The sequence below is a fragment of the Sphingobium yanoikuyae genome (assembly GCF_013001025.1).
GTDB lineage: Bacteria > Pseudomonadota > Alphaproteobacteria > Sphingomonadales > Sphingomonadaceae > Sphingobium > Sphingobium yanoikuyae_A.
On the sequence record NZ_CP053023.1, the window covers coordinates 222,300 to 238,876 of the forward strand.

The 16,577-nt window shown below is 62.2% G+C and carries 17 protein-coding genes and 2 pseudogenes; 11 read left to right on the forward strand and 8 right to left on the reverse strand.

What is annotated here, in order from left to right; translation table 11 throughout:
- Positions 1-58 precede the first annotated feature (58 nt).
- The 5 genes from uvrB (at position 59) to HH800_RS28260 (ending at position 7,390) form a co-directional block, all read left to right on the forward strand.
- Positions 59-2,035, forward strand: coding sequence for an excinuclease ABC subunit UvrB (uvrB, locus tag HH800_RS28240; RefSeq protein ID WP_017980845.1), 1,977 nt, complete (start codon positions 59-61; stop codon positions 2,033-2,035).
- A gap of 22 nt (positions 2,036-2,057) precedes the next feature.
- Positions 2,058-4,712: an excinuclease ABC subunit UvrA gene (locus tag HH800_RS28245; protein ID WP_017980846.1), complete on the forward strand. Its 2,655-nt coding sequence runs from the start codon at positions 2,058-2,060 to the stop codon at positions 4,710-4,712.
- Positions 4,713-4,856: 144 nt separating this feature from the next.
- Positions 4,857-5,942 (forward strand): Dyp-type peroxidase, encoded by a 1,086-nt coding sequence (locus tag HH800_RS28250; RefSeq protein WP_026151879.1) that lies wholly within the window; start codon positions 4,857-4,859, stop codon positions 5,940-5,942.
- Complete coding sequence (locus HH800_RS28255; RefSeq protein WP_017980848.1) at positions 5,935-6,756, forward strand: family 1 encapsulin nanocompartment shell protein; 822 nt, start codon at positions 5,935-5,937, stop codon at positions 6,754-6,756. Before HH800_RS28250 ends, HH800_RS28255 begins: the two co-directional genes overlap by 8 nt.
- A 91-nt stretch (positions 6,757-6,847) precedes the next feature.
- Positions 6,848-7,390: a PRC-barrel domain-containing protein gene (locus HH800_RS28260; RefSeq protein WP_021233330.1), complete on the forward strand. Its 543-nt coding sequence runs from the start codon at positions 6,848-6,850 to the stop codon at positions 7,388-7,390.
- Between the two features lie 11 nt (positions 7,391-7,401).
- Here HH800_RS28260 and HH800_RS28265 read toward each other — a convergent pair whose 3' ends face one another.
- From HH800_RS28265 to HH800_RS28290, 6 genes and pseudogenes are all read right to left on the reverse strand, one after another.
- Complete coding sequence (locus HH800_RS28265) at positions 7,402-7,698, reverse strand: type II toxin-antitoxin system RelE/ParE family toxin (protein WP_021233331.1); 297 nt, start codon at positions 7,696-7,698, stop codon at positions 7,402-7,404.
- The gene (locus tag HH800_RS28270; protein WP_021233332.1) at positions 7,695-7,973 is read right to left on the reverse strand and encodes a type II toxin-antitoxin system ParD family antitoxin; all 279 of its coding nucleotides are present in this window, start codon (positions 7,971-7,973) and stop codon (positions 7,695-7,697) included. The genes HH800_RS28265 and HH800_RS28270 overlap by 4 nt, the downstream gene beginning before the upstream one ends.
- 116 nt (positions 7,974-8,089) lie before the next feature.
- Positions 8,090-8,776: a type IV secretory system conjugative DNA transfer family protein gene (locus tag HH800_RS28275; RefSeq protein ID WP_235682165.1), complete on the reverse strand. Its 687-nt coding sequence runs from the start codon at positions 8,774-8,776 to the stop codon at positions 8,090-8,092.
- A 10-nt stretch (positions 8,777-8,786) separates the two neighbouring features.
- Positions 8,787-9,083, reverse strand: a pseudogene (locus tag HH800_RS29680) (transglycosylase SLT domain-containing protein); the annotation flags it as partial.
- Positions 9,080-9,433: a hypothetical protein gene (locus HH800_RS28285; protein ID WP_017980864.1), complete on the reverse strand. Its 354-nt coding sequence runs from the start codon at positions 9,431-9,433 to the stop codon at positions 9,080-9,082. The pseudogene HH800_RS29680 and the gene HH800_RS28285, both read right to left, overlap by 4 nt.
- Complete coding sequence (locus HH800_RS28290; RefSeq protein WP_024310572.1) at positions 9,430-10,233, reverse strand: muramidase; 804 nt, start codon at positions 10,231-10,233, stop codon at positions 9,430-9,432. Before HH800_RS28290 ends, HH800_RS28285 begins: the two co-directional genes overlap by 4 nt.
- A 246-nt stretch (positions 10,234-10,479) precedes the next feature.
- Between HH800_RS28290 and HH800_RS29290 the strand changes: the two genes are divergently transcribed.
- Positions 10,480-11,121, forward strand: coding sequence for a helix-turn-helix domain-containing protein (locus HH800_RS29290; RefSeq protein WP_026151881.1), 642 nt, complete (start codon positions 10,480-10,482; stop codon positions 11,119-11,121).
- On the opposite strand, the pseudogene HH800_RS29685 reads toward HH800_RS29290, so the two are convergent.
- Positions 11,110-11,250 (reverse strand): annotated as a pseudogene (locus HH800_RS29685) (hypothetical protein); the annotation flags it as partial. The gene HH800_RS29290 and the pseudogene HH800_RS29685 sit on opposite strands and share 12 nt — an antisense overlap.
- Positions 11,251-11,402: 152 nt before the next feature.
- Positions 11,403-11,675: a helix-turn-helix domain-containing protein gene (locus HH800_RS28305; RefSeq protein ID WP_017980866.1), complete on the reverse strand. Its 273-nt coding sequence runs from the start codon at positions 11,673-11,675 to the stop codon at positions 11,403-11,405.
- 157 nt (positions 11,676-11,832) lie between these two features.
- On the opposite strand from HH800_RS28305, the gene HH800_RS28310 reads away from it, so the two are divergent.
- From HH800_RS28310 to HH800_RS28330, 5 genes are all read left to right on the forward strand, one after another.
- Positions 11,833-12,267 carry a hypothetical protein gene (locus tag HH800_RS28310; RefSeq protein WP_120694215.1) on the forward strand — a complete coding sequence of 145 codons (435 nt, stop codon included), beginning with the start codon at positions 11,833-11,835 and terminating at the stop codon, positions 12,265-12,267.
- A 127-nt stretch (positions 12,268-12,394) separates the two neighbouring features.
- Positions 12,395-13,255: a replication initiator protein A gene (locus HH800_RS28315; protein WP_017980869.1), complete on the forward strand. Its 861-nt coding sequence runs from the start codon at positions 12,395-12,397 to the stop codon at positions 13,253-13,255.
- Positions 13,256-13,701: 446 nt separating this feature from the next.
- Positions 13,702-14,745 (forward strand): hypothetical protein, encoded by a 1,044-nt coding sequence (locus HH800_RS28320; RefSeq protein WP_017980870.1) that lies wholly within the window; start codon positions 13,702-13,704, stop codon positions 14,743-14,745.
- A 294-nt stretch (positions 14,746-15,039) separates the two neighbouring features.
- Complete coding sequence (locus HH800_RS28325) at positions 15,040-15,906, forward strand: DUF7146 domain-containing protein (RefSeq protein WP_017980872.1); 867 nt, start codon at positions 15,040-15,042, stop codon at positions 15,904-15,906.
- 44 nt (positions 15,907-15,950) lie between these two features.
- Positions 15,951-16,553: a hypothetical protein gene (locus HH800_RS28330; protein WP_021233334.1), complete on the forward strand. Its 603-nt coding sequence runs from the start codon at positions 15,951-15,953 to the stop codon at positions 16,551-16,553.
- The last annotated feature ends 24 nt before the right edge of the window (positions 16,554-16,577 follow it).

Below are 16,577 nucleotides of genomic sequence, written 5' to 3' on the forward strand. Positions count from 1 at the left end.
TTTATCGCCTCCGTGCGTCTAGCGCGCGCCGGGGGCGAAACCGGCAGGAGGATTTCCAGTGTCGACCGATGTTTTCATACTGCACTCGCAATACACGCCGGCAGGCGATCAGCCCGAAGCGATCGCGCGCCTGATCGCCGGCGTCGAAGAGGGGGCACATCACCAGACCCTCAAGGGCATCACGGGCTCGGGCAAGACCTTCACGATGGCGAACATCATCCATCGTCTGAAGCGCCCCACCTTGATCCTTGCCCCCAACAAGACGCTGACATCGCAGCTCTATGACGAGATGCGGCGATTTTTCCCTGAAAACGCCGTGGAGTATTTCGTCTCCTATTACGACTATTTCCAACCGGAAGTGTATCTGCCGGGCCGCGATGAGTTCATTCCGAAGGATTCCTCGATCAACGAGCATCTGGAACGGTTGCGCCTGTCGACGACAAAATCGCTGATCGAGCGCCGCGATACGATCGTCGTCGCCTCGGTATCGTCGATCTACGGCATGGGCGATCCCGACAATTATCGCGCGCTCCAGGTTCCGCTGACCGAGGGCGCGCGGTTGGGACAGGAAGAGCTTTTCCGCAGCCTGGCGCGCCTGCAATATGATCGGGCCGAGCATAAGCTGAAGCGCGGCACTTATCGCGCTGATGGCGACGCTGTTGAGATTTACCCGGCGGATTCGGAATATAAGGCGCTGCGCGTCGGTTTGGCAAACGGCGTGATCGCGTCGCTCCAATGGTTCGATGCGGCGACCGGCAAGCCGATGGAAAGCGCCGATCACTATCTTGTCTCGCCCAAGACTGTTCTGGCGGCGACCGCAGATCAGGCCCGCAAGGCCGCCACGGCGATCCTCGAAGAGTTGGAAACGCAGGTCGAACGGCTGACCAGCGAAAACCGCCTGACGGAAGCGGCGCGCCTCTATGATCGCATCACCAACGATGCCGAGATGTTGCGCGAGGTCGGATATTGCTCGGGCATGGAAAATTACGCCTGCTATCTGAGCGGTCGTGACCCTGCGCTCCCGCCCATAACCCTGCTCGACTATCTGCCCAAGGACGGGCTGCTGTTCGTCGACGAATCGCATGTGATGATCCCACAGATCTCGGCGATGTTCCGGGGCGACCAGGCCCGCAAGGATACGCTGATCGATTATGGCTTCCGCCTGCCGTCTTCGAAGGACAGCCACCCCCTGAGCTTCCACGAGTTCGAACAGGTCAAGCCGCAGACGATCTTCGTGTCCGCCACCCCCGGCGCTTATGAGGTAAAGGCCTCGCAAGGCAGGGTGGTTGAACAGATCGTGCGGCCGACCGGCCTGCTCGATCCGAAGGTGGAAGTCCGCCCGTCCCAAGGCGCGCGTGACGATTTGCTACGCGAGATCGCGCAGCGCACGCAGCGCGATGAGCGCGTGCTGGTTACGACGCTGACCAAGGTTGCGACCGAGGAGCTGCACGCTTTCCTCGAAAGCGAAGGCATTCGCGCGCGTTACATGCACTCTGACATCAAGGTCGAGGATAGGGTCGCGATCATCGAGGGCCTGCGCGTGGGCGAGTTCGACGTGCTGATCGGGATCAGTTTGCTGCGCGAAGGGCTCGACATCCCAGAAGCGTCGCTGATTGCGATCTTCGATGCAGACCGCGCGGGCTTCCTGCGCTCGGCCCAGGCGCTGATCCAGATGATCGGCCGCGTCGCGCGCAATGTGAACGGCACCGCTGTCCTCTACGCCGATATGGTGACGCCGGCGATGCGGGCCGCGATCGATGAGACCGAGAGCCGGCGACAGCGCCAGATCGCCTTCAACGAGGAGAACGACGTCACACCGCTCTCGTCGGTTCGCGGCCTGGCGTCGGCGCAGCCCTACGGGCAAGAGCCGTCGGTCCATTCGGAAGCCTTCTGCGAGAACCTGTACGAGCTTTGCGACCGGATCACGGAGAAGGAACAGGCGCTGCTCGCGGCGGTGGATCACGGCCAAGAGGATCGGGCCGAGACGATCCGGGGCGAGCTGGACGGCCTCTACCGTCAGTTCATTTATCTGTGACGCGCCGGGTGAAAGTGACCGAATGAGCAAGGATCAGGAGCCTCAAACCACCCCCGGCAAGGAACGCGCGCCGCGATCCGGCTTCGTACAAGTGCGCGGCGCGCGGCAGAACAACCTCAAGAATGTTGATGTGGACGTTCCGCGCGATGCCTTCGTGGTGTTCACCGGCATATCGGGATCGGGCAAGTCGAGCCTCGCCTTCGGCACCCTCTATGCCGAGGCACAGCGCCGCTATCTGGAATCGGTCGCGCCCTACGCCCGCCGCCTGATCGATCAGGCCGGCGTGCCGGAGGTTGACGCCATCGACGGGTTGCCGCCCGCGGTCGCGTTGCAGCAGCAGCGCGGCTCGGCCAATGCGCGGTCTTCGGTTGGCAGCGTGACGACGCTCTCCAGCCTGGTGCGGATGCTCTATTCGCGCGTCGGAGAATATCCGCGCAATCAGCCGATGCTCTATGCGGAGGACTTCTCCCCCAACACCGTGGCCGGGGCCTGCCCGACCTGCCACGGCATCGGGCGCGTCTATGACGCGACCGAAGAGACGATGGTGCCCGACGACAGTCTCACCATTCGCGATCGGGCGATCGCGGCATGGCCGCCGGCGTGGCACGGCCAGAACCTGCGCGATATCCTTGTGTCGCTCGGCTATGATGTCGACACGCCATGGCGCGATCTTCCGAAGAAGGATCGTGACTGGATACTCTTCACCGACGAGACGCCGACGGTGCCGGTCTATGCGGGTCTGACGCCCGAACAGACGCGCGTTGCCCTCAAGCGTCGTATGGAGCCGAGCTATCAGGGCACCTTCACCGGCGCCCGTCGCTACGTGCTGGAGACCTTCGCCAACACCAAAAGCGCGCTGATGAAGAAGCGTGTCTCGCAATATATCATCGGCCGCGATTGCCCGACCTGCGACGGCAAGCGCCTGAAGCGCGAGGCCCTGTCGGTGAAGTTTGCCGGCCTGGACATCGCCGAGTTTGGCGACCTGACGGTGCTGAAGCTCCGGGACTTGCTCACGCCCGTCGCCCATGGCGAGTATGGTAGCGCCTCGACGACCCTGAAGGGCCATGTTCTCGGCAAGGCGGCCCGCGATGCGGCGGTTGAACGTAGGGTCGCGGCGGGAGGCTCGGCACACAAGGCAGCGCCTGACGTGCGCCGCACGCCCAATCTTTCCGATGAGAAGCGGGTCGCCGCGCAGCGTCTCGCATCCGAGCTGCTCGAACGGCTAGGCCCGCTGATCGACCTTGGCCTTGGCTACATCTCGCTCGACCGCAGCACGCCGACGCTTTCCTCCGGCGAGCTGCAACGCCTGCGCCTTGCCACTCAATTGTCGTCACAGCTTTTCGGCGTGGTCTATGTGCTGGACGAGCCATCGGCGGGGCTGCACCCGGCAGACGGCGAAGCGTTGCTGACCATCCTTGAGCGGCTGAAGGCGGCGGGCAACTCGCTGTTCGTTGTCGAGCATGATCTTGACGTGATCCGCCATGCCGAATGGCTGGTCGATGTGGGGCCAGGTGCCGGCGAAAAGGGCGGCGAAGTGCTCTACAGCGGCCCGATCGCAGGGCTTGCCGGCGTCGAGGCGTCGATCACCCGTCGCTATCTGTTCGCAGAACCTGACGCCCATGACCGGACCCCGCGCGAAGCAAAAGCATGGCTCCGTCTTGAAGGTGTGACCCGCAACAATCTTCACGGGCTCGACGTCGCGCTACCGATTGGCTGCTTCACCGCCGTCACCGGGGTTTCAGGATCGGGCAAGTCCAGTCTTGTCAGCCAGGCACTTCCGGAGCTTGTGACGGAACAACTCGGCGGCACGCCGGCTGCCGAGGAGGAGGATACCGATCCGCTGCTCGATGTTGCGCGGGAAGAGACCGAAGGCCGCATCGTTGCGGGCATGGAGCATGTGCGCAGGCTGGTGCGGGTCGATCAGAAGCCGATCGGCCGCACTCCACGCTCGAACCTCTCCACCTACAGCGGCCTGTTCGATCATGTGCGCAAGATCTTCGCGAACACCCCACTGGCGCGCCGGCGCCACTACAGCCCGGGCAGGTTCTCCTTCAACGTCGCACAGGGCCGCTGCCCGGTGTGCGAGGGTGAGGGCTTCGTCATGGTGGAGCTGTTGTTCCTGCCCAGCGTCTATGCGCCCTGCTCGACCTGCCATGGCAGCCGCTACAATCCGCAGACGCTCGAAGTCGAATGGAACGGCCGCAACATCGCCCAGGTGCTTGAGCTGACGGTGGACGAGGCGTGCGACTTCTTCGCGAGCGAACCGTCCGTCATGCGCTCGCTCGATGTGCTGCGGGAGATTGGCCTCGGCTATCTGAGGCTTGGACAGCCGGCGACGGAACTGTCGGGCGGCGAGGCCCAGCGCATCAAGCTCGCGACCGAGCTGCAACGCGCCCAGCGTGGCAACACCATCTACATCCTCGACGAGCCGACTTCGGGGCTTCACCCTTCCGACGCTGATCGGCTGATGCGGCACCTGCAGGGCCTTGTCGATGTCGGCAATACGGTCGTCGTCGTCGAGCATGACATGCGAGCTATTTCACAGGTGGATTGGGTGATCGATCTGGGGCCTGGCGCTGGCGAAGATGGTGGCCGGATCATCGCGAGCGGCGTCCCTCACGATGTTGCCGAAGCGCAAGGCAGCCTGACCGCGCCTTATCTAAAGGCGGCGCTTTAGCCGCTTGGACGCCGGCGACAGGGGGGAGTGGGACTATGGTGAGTCTTGTCGATTGGGGTGTGGCGATCCCGATGATCGAGCACCGGCCATGTCTTGCTGGGATGTGATAGCGATGGTCCTGCCCGACCATTCAGGGAGTTGAACGTGCCTTCTACCGTCTCTCAAGATGTTACCGCTCGTTCCCAGGCCGTCGATGCCCGGCTTACCCGCGCTGCGATCTTTCTGGTCGTCTCGATGGGCGCCGGGGAGAAGCCGGAAGCGGGGGTGCGGGGTCTTTGCGCCATCCTGTCGTCGCTGGTTCGTGGCGTGGGCTTCCGGGCGGCAGACGGCGGACTTTCCTGCATCATGGGGATCGGCTCCGATGCTTGGGACCGGCTATTCGGAGCGCCGCGGCCGAAGGAACTGCATCCGTTCCGGGAAATCCGCGGCGTCCATCATGCGCCTTCGACGCCCGGCGACCTGCTGTTTCACATTCGCGCCGCGCGTCAGGATTTGTGTTTCGAGATGGCGGCGCAGATCGTGAAGCGTCTCGCCGGCTTCGCCTCGGTGACGGACGAGGTGCATGGCTTCCGCTACTTCGACGATCGCGACCTGCTGGGATTTGTCGACGGGACGGAAAACCCCGTCGAGCAGGGAGCCAGAGATGCCACGGTGATCGGGGCGGCGGACGATCCGGTCTTCGCTGGCGGCAGCTATGTGATCGTCCAGAAATACCTCCACGACCTCGACAAGTGGAACGCGATTCCCGTGGAGCAGCAGGAGAAGATCGTAGGGCGCGAGAAGCTGTCGGACATCGAGCTGGACGAGGCGGCCAAGCCGAGCTTCGCGCATAACGTGCTCACCAACATCGAGGAGGACGGCGAGCAACTCCAGATCCTGCGCGATAACATGCCGTTCGGCGATGTTGGTAAGGGCGAGTTCGGCACCTATTTCATCGGTTACGCCCGCTCGCCGACCCGCATCGAGCGGATGCTCGACAATATGTTCATCGGTTTGCCACCCGGCAATTACGATCGCTTGCTCGATGTTAGCCGGGCCGTGACCGGCTCGCTTTATTTCGTGCCGTCGGCTGATTTTCTGGACGAGGTAACGCCGGAGCCAGCCACGGCCGATGGCGATGAGGCGGTAGCCGAGGCGCCCGCATCCACGGCGCCGGCACCGGAGCCCTCGTCAGCATCGGATGGATCGCTGCGCATTGGATCACTCAAAGATGAGGCAGGACATGAATAACCTCCATCGCGAACTCGCCCCCATCTCCGACGCCGCTTGGGCGCAAATCGACCAAGAAGCGACCCGAACTCTCAAGCGCTATCTGGCCGCGCGCCGCGTCGTGGACGTGCCGGAACCGAAGGGGGCCACGCTCGCGGCCGTGGGAACGGGCCACACCAAGCCGATCGATGCGCCCAGCGATGGCGTCCAAGCCGTGCGGCGTGCGGTCAACGCCGTGGTCGAACTGCGCGTGCCCTTCACGCTGACCCGCGCGGCGATCGACGATGTGGAGCGCGGCTCCGAGGATTCGGACTGGCAACCGCTCAAGGAAGCCGCCCGCACGATCGCCTTTGCCGAAAATCGCGCGATCTTTGATGGCTATGCCGCTGCCGATATCGGCGGCATCCGTCCCGGCGCGAGCAACGAGCCGGTGCCGCTGCCCACGGCCGTCGCCGGATATCCCGCCATCGTCGCCCAAGCCGTCGATCGGTTGCGCCTTGCCGGGGTCGAGGGGCCTTATCGACTGGTGCTGGGCGATGATCCGTTCACCGCGATCAGCGGCGGCAGCGAGGAGGGCTATCCGGTGCTCCAGCACATCAATCGTCTGGTGGACGGCGATATCATCTGGGCGCCGGGCATCATGGGCGGCGTCGTCCTGACAACGCGGGGCGGCGATTTCGAACTCGATCTCGGACAGGATTTGTCGATCGGCTATCTCAGCCACACCGCCGAGGCGGTCGAGCTGTACCTGCAAGAGAGCTTCACCTTCCGGCTGTTGACGAGCGAGGCGGCTGTTTCGCTCCCGACAACGGAAGCGTCGGCGCAGCCGGCGTGAAGGCGTTGCCGGTTGCGCCGCCCGCACGCGGGCCGCAGCGAGGGGTGGGACAATGATAAGTCTCGTCGGTTGGATCGCCACGATCGCGACGATGATCGCGGCGATGATGACGGCTTCCAACCTGGGCGCGCGCGTGACGGGCTGGGGCTTCGTGGTGTTCAGCATCAGCTCGGTTTGCTGGACCACATTGGGCTACGCCACAGGACAGACAGCCTTGGTTGCCACCAATGGATTCCTGATGCTGACGAACCTAGTTGGTATCTGGCGATGGTTGGGGCAGCAGACCAAATATGAGGATGGCGGCCGATCGGCCGAAACAGCCAGCCAAAGATCCGATACGCCGAACCTGTTCACCGCGACCGGCCTGATCGGCATGGCGGTTGATGACAAGAGCGGGATGAATCTGGGCCGGGTTGTCGAGGCCCTTATCGAATGTTCGACCGGCAGGATAAACTATGTGGTGATCTCGGACGAGCGATATGCCGGTCTTGAAGAGACATTGCGAGCGGTGCCGCTCGAATCCCTCAGGATCGGCTACACGCGCATGACGCTGTTGCTGGACGGCCCGAGCTTCCTGTCACAGCCCGGCCTCAAAAGTCGTGACTGGCCCGCCTTCGCTCCGATCAATCCCTAGCAAGCGATCGCTCACACCAATTGGAGCGCGCGATCATGATCTTGACCGGGGCCAAGAAAGCGCAGGATCAGGATACGGTGGGCTTCTGGCCGGTAGAGGATGCCATAGCGGCGATAGGAACGGCGACGGATACCGTAGCGCTCATAGCGAGGCACCAGAGGATAGCCTTGGGGCAGATCGGCAAGGCGACGGGCCGCCTCACGCAATTCCTCAACAAAGCTGATGGCTCTCGCGGGATTGTCCTTTTCGATATGCTCGGCGATGTGATCGAGGTCGGCCAGCGCATCCGGCGTCAGGATGACTTTCATTGCGGCTGAGCGCTTGCCCGTGTCCGAATCCTGTCGATGATAGCATCGCAGGCGTCGTCGAGGTCGTGGGTGCGCCCCGCCTCGGCATCGGCAAGGCCGCGTTCGATCGAGGCGTCAAGATCATGCAGCCACCGTTCGACATCCTGCGTCTCGCCCTGATCGCGCCGAATGAGATCGCGAACATAATCACTCACGCTGGCATAATGCCCGCTGTCGATGCGGCGCTGGACGTAATCCCGCATAGGGTCCGGAAGGGAGACGTTCATCGAAGCCATAAATCACCTCACTACCATTATGGCAAAAACTGCCATCGGTTTCAAGGCGCCTGCCTCTCTTGTGCAGCCGATCCGCCTTCGCGTCACCGCACCGACGAGGGTAAGATCACATAACGCTAAGCGACCTTTGGCTCGCCTACCATGACAATATGTTGGAAAAGCTTGCTGGTGCGTTCCCCGGCAGGCGCGGCCATGGCGGCGGCGATCGCGGCTTGGTTCAAGCGATGGTGGGTCGGGGCCGTGCCTCCGCCTCCGGATTGCGGCCCAGGACCATGAGCAGGCGGGGCCGAGCCAAGGGCGCCATTATCATCCGCCTCGGCCGCGGCGATCACCCGCAGGCTGTTTATCGGTGCGGTGGGATCGGGTCGAATGTTCGGCATTTGCGGTGCGGGGATCTTGGTCAGCGCGACCATGGCCTTCTCCGTATAATAGCGGATTTTCTTGCCATAGACGGGCGGGATGCCGAGGCGCAGGACGATCATGTCCTTTTCGGGGAGCTGCATCAGCTCTTGAGGAAGCATCAGGGGCCGGCGCTGATCGGATTCCGATACCGAGCCGCCCCCACGGCCCCACATGCCGAAGGAGCGCGACTTGGCGCGAAACGTATAAGTGCCAAGCCGTTCGGAAATATCCTTCGCATCATCGTTGGTCGCGGGGCGCATGACCATTTGGACGCCGCAGTTGGATTCAATCTCCGTGGCGACTTTCGGCCCATAGACGTTCTCGAGCTGCGCTCCGCTCTGGATGACGGGGAGGAGGCGAATGCCATAGCCGGCGACATAGCTGAAGCCATTGGCGATCACCGACGCGCGGCCGAAGATTGGTGCAAGGATCGAACACCTCTTCGACCGAGACCCCGAGGCGCGCGAAATTGGCCGAATTGACCTGGGCCAAGCCGACATCGACGGTGTAGCCAGCAGCGACATAGCGACGGACGATCGCTGCGCCTTCAGCGACGGAGCCGGCACGAACGCGCGGCCCCTTGTTGACGTTGATCTTGAGGGAGTCGCCGCTACTCTCCGTCATGACGAGCGGCACAACCGCTTCGGTCGCGATTTCCGGCGCGCATTGCTGCGCCAGCGTGGCAATGGCGGCGACCGCGTAGATCATTGCTGTGTCACCGTCTGGTATCGCGTGTCGAGCGCGTAGCTCGACACGGCACCGTCTGACTGCGTGACCGTCAGATTATAGCCGTGCTTCACCTTCTTGGTGCGAATGCCGACGCCCGTGCATGTCGGGAACGAGCCGCCCATGGCGAGGACATTCCAGAGCTTCGTGATAGGCGGGACGCACTGCGCATATTTCGTGGGGGAGCCGGGGGTGGCGAGGCAGAGAACCACCTGGCAACCCCAATCCGACGCATAGGCCGGTTGCGGCGCGGCGACCGCCACAATCCCAGCGCCGCACAAGGAAAGCGCCCCCGAGGCGCCCCCCAGCTTGTTCAACAATCGCCCGATCATGAACCACCTCCATGAGATACGCGCCACTCTTCCGCCGCGAATACGTCCCATCGGGGCGGCGCTTTCTCGGTGGGTTGCAGGGCCGACACGGGCGCGGAGGGCGCATCGGTTCCAGAGATTGCAGATGGACGGCGAACGTCGGCACTGGCGACATTGACGATCCAGTCCTCGTCCTCTTCGACGGGCCGGATGCGGTCGATGACCTGTCCAGGGCGCGCGAACGCGATATGCCAATGATTGGAGTGACCCCGATCCCCCGGCCCAAGCAGCTCTATGAGCCGGATGCCGCTTTGCCCCATAAGGGCGCGGATTTGGTCGCGCGTGATCGAGTTGACGCCGGCAGCAGGGACGAAATCCACGGCTTGCCCGAATTTGTGCCAGCTATAACGCGCCCCGTATGTCGCGTTCATGGGCCTGATTGTGTCGGTGATGCGGGCGGCAAACGCCCGCCGTAGCAGCGCTGTTACCCCCGATACCGTAGCCGTGGTGGGGATGGAGGCCCGTTGCGAACCATCATCGACCTGCGCCAGCGCGCACGGGTCGAACACGGATGCCGGAGTGATGCCGTATGTCGCGAAGTCCCGGCCCTTGATCGCAAGCGGTCCGGCATCGAAGTCCGCGCCGAGCGCAAGCAGATCACGCACTGTCGCTTCTGCGTCGGCCTCATTGTCGGGCTGACGGGTCAGCGAGGCGCCCGTGTGAACGATGATCGCGTAGGGCGGTGCCGGGGTGGTCACGGCAGCGCCCAACCCTGCTGCGCAGAGCTGAATCGCCTTTGCCGTAAGCACCGCTGGAAGCATGAACGCCTGCTCCGTCAGATACAGTCCATAAAAAATAGTGGACGATACTGACGATCATGGCAACACTCAATCGCATCCGGGGAATTGGATTTTGAGCCGTTACGAAGGTGTGTTCATCTCCCCTCCCCTCGTTCACCATGTTGCCGAGACAGCAAGCCTAGCATAGAAAACATGGCTTTTAGGGGAGCCGGAGCCTTTGGGCTGACGGCCCCTTTCGGTGAGGCGTATCGCGCAAAGGGCAGAAGATTGAGAACAACCGTCGCTTTCCTTGCGGAAACACCCGGTTCGGCGACCCTGGAAGATCAAAAGGCGGTCCTAAGCCCTGATGACATCGTTGTGGAGGCGGGGAAAAAGAGTTTCAACCAGCTCGGCGAACTGCTCGCACGCAACGGCATCAAGCTCGCCTCTGGAGATCGGATCAAGGTCTTCGACCTATCATGCCTGGCGCTTTCAACGAACATGCTCATTCGCGTGCTGGCTAAGACGTTGCGTGCCGGCATCAGCGTTGAGATCGTGTCACAAAAGCTTGTCATCGAACCCGGTGCGACAAGCGAGATGCACGTTTTGCTTGATACCCTGGACGGCCATTACAGGCATATCCATGGTATCAAGACCCACCCGGCAGACACCGCGCCCCAGGGTCGCAAACGCCTTCTCGATCCCGACAAACTTCCCGAGATAAGGGCAAAGCTCGACAAGCCGGGAGCGACCGCGACCGACGTGGCGCAGGAGCTAGGAGTCGCGAGATCCACGCTTTTCAACTACCTCGAACGATACGACAGGGAGCGGCGCATCAGTCGGGGCAAGAAGGTTGTAAAGGGGGGTGTTGAGGGCCGCGGCGATGATGCTCATGTCCCGAAGCGTGATGCGGATAAAAGACCCGTTTAGCATATTCTGGATACGCTTGGCCGGGATTGCGCTACGCTCGGCCAGTTCTTCAGTCGAAATCCCGGTCTCATTAAGCAACACTTTCACACGATCCCCGAATCGGGACCGCAAAACGACGCCTTTAGCCACACAAACTCCCTCGGTTCCCCCCCGATAGGCCCCTGTGGTTCGGTCGCGACCTCTTCTTCCGTGGCGTCTCGTGAGGTGGCGCCGATTGATCTATGTGTGTCTAATTCATGTCGCGACCGCAGTGCAATGATATTCCGTCGCAATAAGTATGTTCATTTTGGAGGGTTTTTGGCGCTTTCCTCGTCACATGGGCGGATCATATCCCATGCCTCAGCGCCTACGGCTTCCGCCAGCTTGACCATCATGTCGAGGGTAGGATTGGCTCTTCCGCGCTCGATGAAGGAAATATATGCAGCCGTGATGCCGGTCTGCTCGAACAGTTGCGCTTGCGTATAGCCGAGCGAGAGTCGGCGTTCCTTCAGCCGCTTCCCGAAAAGCTGCGCAGCAGGTGTTCCAACCTCCTCCAGTTGGAGATACTTCGGCATCCAAAAGGTCTCTATCGGTGCGACATCACGGCCGATTGGCCGTGTTCTCAATGCTACAGCTTATATCGGGAACGGTTCGTCGCGCGAGAAAAATTAATTTACAGCATCGCGTGCGGGAGCGTTTGACAGAATCGTCATTCGCTCATTAATTGGACTCATGGCACGCCCGCGCACCAAGACTCGGAGAATGACCGTAAAGGAGCTTGTCCGGCAACAGCGGGGCGAGCTTTATGCGACAGGGCACCAGAATCTCAACATGGCGCTGCCTTCGGGGCTGATCGACGAGATCGACACCTTGAAGAAGCGGTATCGGCTGCGCTCTCGCGATGCCGTCGTCGCCCGGATCATCCGCAAGTGCATGGCGACCGTCAGTCCCGACGACTTCGTGCAGCGTGCGGCCGATGGCGATGCGACGCTGCGCCGCATTTCGCCGATCGTCGCGAACGAACTGGCTGACTATGTGCAGCAGGTTCAACGCCGCTTTCGGAATATGCCTTATGGCCCTGTCTTCGAAATGATTTTCGCCGAGATTGGCAGCGACCTTTCCAACCCTGCTGTCCAGCTTGAACTCATCCAAGGCGGTGAGCAGTGATGGTGAGCCGCTCGGCCTCGATCGCGGCCGAGCGCGTGCAGTTAGAGTCGGCCGGAATGGTTCTCGAAAGCACGAAGATCGCCTCCCCGTTCGTGCTTTCGGGGACCATTAGAAAGGCGGCGCCGGCATGACGACGCTCCCTACGACTCAGGGCGAGCTTTTCAGCCTTGATAGCCCGTTGCTCACCGAGGTCCGCGGCGAGCGATCATTGATGGCCTATCCATTCTTTGCGCTGACTAAAACGGCGTGGATGAAGCCGCTGGCCTATAGGACGGACGCCGTTTCCATCGAGATTGGGCCGGGTCCGCGCGGTGTCGCGACTATCTACGACAAGGAAGTCCTGCTTTATATTGCGAGTCTGCTTGTAGCAAAGCTCGACTCGGGCGAGAAAGTCTCGCAGGACTTCTACTTTACCGCGCACGACCTGTTTCGCGTAACCGGGGTCAACAGCTCAGCCCGATCCTACGCCCGCCTATCGGACGCGCTTGAGCGTCTGCAAGGCACGCAGATCAAGACCAACATCGAGGCTGGTGGCGAGGGCGAGGCGGGTTTCTTCTCCTGGCTCTCCGAAGCGCGGTTGACCTATACCAAGACGCGCACCGGCGATCGGCGTCTCAAGGCGGTCCGCGTCCGGCTCTGCGACTGGCTCTATCGCGCGATCTTGCGTGACCGGGAAGTTCTCGATTACTCGCCGAATTACTTTCAGATCGGGCCTGTTGAACGCCGTCTTTATGAAGTCGCGCGCGCTTCGTGCGCAAATGGCGCTATTGACGTCGATATCGAAGACCTACGTCTGCAAATTGGGTATCAAAATCCCGTAAAGAATTTTCGCCATGCTTTGAAGGGCATAGCGGAAGAGGACTCTATACCCGATTATCGCATCGTATTAGGTGATAATACCAACGAGGACGTTAAGAGAAAGCGCGGCCCTCGCGCCGGCTCCGCCAAGGTGACGATCATCCCGAGGACCACCGCACCCCCATGCTGATCGCGGTGCGCCTGGCTAGTGATTCGGTCAAACCCGATAGCCGCGCACAGAATGGTTCTCGAAAGCACGAACAAACGGTTCTCGAAAGCACGAAGGGGGCGCCTTTCGGTTTCCGAAAGCACGAGTTTTTGTGCCTTCGGTTCTCGAAAGCACGAGTTTCCGATGCTTCCGCGCTCCCGCGCGGGCTGTCATTCATTGTCATGAAATTGCGGGGCCGAAGGGCGGCCCCCGCCAATCCAAGGGGTATGTGGGCCGTGAGCACATAAACGAATGCCCGGCACGAAGGCCGGGCACCCGATGAACTAGGAGCATCGTCGCCAAACGATGCCAAGGGCCATCAGACAGCCCCTCTCCTAGAGCATTTCGAGCGCAGGCTCAAGGGATGCGCGATTCGCGCCACGCATCTGCTTTGTTCGCTGACGGCCCCTTGCACGAGGGGACGAACGATGGACTTTACCCTGCGACAATCGACGGTGCCGGCTGACTCCGTGGTGGACGAGCTGCGCGCCGAAGGGATTTCCTACGAAGACATTCGCACCGCACTGGACTTGCAGGCTACCCAGCGGCAGTCCGGCGTGCCGGTTCTGCCCCTGCGCGTGATATGTGGGCTTGAGCAGCACAAGAGCACCAGCAGCAATGTCCTCCTCAACGCGACCCGCGCGATCGTCGGCACCCCCAAGGGGGGGCGGCCGACTGGCGGGCTCCACATCACGCGCCGCAAAATATGGGCGAACAGCGTCCGGACCGAAAGCGCCGAGGAGGCCGACTTCGCCCAGCGCCTCGGGAACGATCTTCGCAAGCGGCTCTATGTCGCCGGCGAGCTGACCTTCAACCTTGGTCGCAAGCTGGCGAGCGAAGCCCGCGCTGGCCTGCGTACCCTTACGGAGAGGGAGGAGGCCCTGGTTCAATTCACGCAGTCGTGTCAGCGCGTCCTCACGGCCATGCTGCGGCGTGAGCAGGGCCGAAAAGGCTGGCTGACCCCCGATTATGAGGCGATCATGTCGTGGACCGGCCTCTCGCGTTCGACCGTGCATCGCTCGCTCGGCATCCTGAAGGCGATCGGCCTGGTCGACTGGATCAGGCGCTTCATCTACTCGCGTGACGACACGAACGGCGCGCGCTCCGAGCAGACCTCCAACCTTTATCGCTTCGCGCTTCCCCAATGGCTGGCGAAGCTGATCGGCCTTCACGTCCCCATCCCTGACGACGAGGAGGTGCGCCGCGAAACCGTTCTGGAGGATCATGCGGCGATGCTCGCCAATACGTCGGGCGGCGAACGGCGTCGGCTGATGCCTGAAGATCCCAAGGCCCGCACCGACCTCGCCAATGCCGCCTTCCGGCTCGATCAGCGTCAACGTCTCGAACTCGCAGCCCGTGAGTGTCAGAAAAACACTGCTCCTCTTAGGAAGTCTATATATTCTAAGAAGGGAGAAGCGGAATCGGCCTGGACGGCCGATACGTTTAGCCCTGACGGGCCCCGCCTAGCCTAACCGCATCGCCAAAACCGCAACCTCACCGACTGGATCAACTGTCGGACCGTCGCCTGCGGCGCCGGAATGCTCCCCAGCGGGAGCAAGCGGCTTGACCTGCGCTCAAATGGCGACCGTCGTGGCTCCCGATCGTCGAAATCGGGATCGAAGGCGACGAGATCGCGCGTTTGATAGGCCAGAGGGAAATACTGGCGCTCAATTTCGCGCTCGGACGCGCCTCGGCGGATCGCCATCCCATCACCCGTCGGCGAAAAATCTCTGTCCATTTTCGTCCTATATTGTTATTTGGACACCATGACGCACACGCCGGAAACAGCAGCGCGTAAGATCGTCGCGGACCTGAAGGGCACATGGCATCGCAAGCATGGCATGGTCCGGTGCCCCGCGCACGCTGACAAGACGGCTTCGCTGTCCGTCACGCCGGGCCGCAAGGCAGTCCTTTTCCATTGTTTCGCCGGCTGCACCCAGGACGAGATCATCTCGGCGCTGCGCGACCAGCGTATCAATCCGGCGATCGACGCGCCCAGCTCGGCGCCGGAAGCCCCCGCGCGCGACCTCACTCCGCTCGCCGAGGATATTTGGACCCGCGCCATGCCGATCGCCGGCACCCCGGCCCAGCTCTACGCGGACGGGCGCGGCATCGGCCACACCACGATCGCCCGATATTCGCCAAGCGTCATGACCTATGAGCGAGGCCGCAGATTGCTCCTGCCGGCGCTGCTCGTACCGATGCACGAGGGCCGGAGATTTCGGGCGCTCCTGCGCATATTCATCGATCGCGATGGCCAGAAGGCCCGCGCCCTGGAGGAGCCCAAGCGCACGCTCGCCGACCCGCGCGGCAGTGTCGTCCAGATCGGCGCCCCGCCCGATGATACGATGAACCTGGCCGAAGGCTATGAGGACGCCGAATCCGCGATCGTGCTCAACGACCTTTCCGGCTGCGCGGCCGTGTGCGGCGTCGAACGCTATCGCGAGATCTACATTCCCGACCATGTGCGTCGCATCGTGATTTACTCGCAGCACGGAAAGGCCGCGGCCGAGGGGATCGAGCGCGGCCGGGAAAACCTCACCCGCAATGGCCGATCGGTGGTCATCGTCCCCCCTCCCCCCCGTTGCGACTGGAACGACGCCTTGATGGCGAAGCTGGCTGCCCGCGCTTGAGAGCGCGGGCGCTTCTCGGCGGCTTCGCGATACTCGTGGCCGTTATGCTTTGGCACCGGCCTTCGGCCGATCACCGTGCCCCACGGCCGAACGATCCGACCGGCTGCGCCGCGACAGGAGCGACGCAATTTTGTGATGCCGTCGCCGGCTTCTCAAAATCGCTCCGCAGTCCGATCTTGCCCTTCAATCGCGCGAGCATCCTTCCGCCCCCCGAAGTCACCGGCGCCGTCGATCCGGCCATCAATCAGGCCAATATCGACGCCACGATTTGCCGGCCCGGATATGCGAAAGCGGCGCGGCCTCCCTATTCGATCACCGGGCCGATGAAGCGCCGCCTTATGGATCAGCAGCATCCTGGCGAAAGCATGGCTAACTATGAGCTTGACCACCTGATCCCCATTTCCATCGGCGGCGCTCCGCTCGACATGAAGGATTTGTGGCTGCAACCGCGTCTCGGGCAGGCGAACGCGGCGGACAAGAACGTCCTGGCGTATGTGCTTTGGCGGTTGGTCTGCACGCATCAGGTGCCACTCGAAACCGCGCAACAGGCAATTAGCCGGGATTGGACGAAGGCGTATCAGACCTACGCAACGCCGGAAAACATCGCGAAATACCATTTCCGTCATGATGAACAGCGAGCGGATTAGCTCAATTATTTCCCGTTTTCTTCG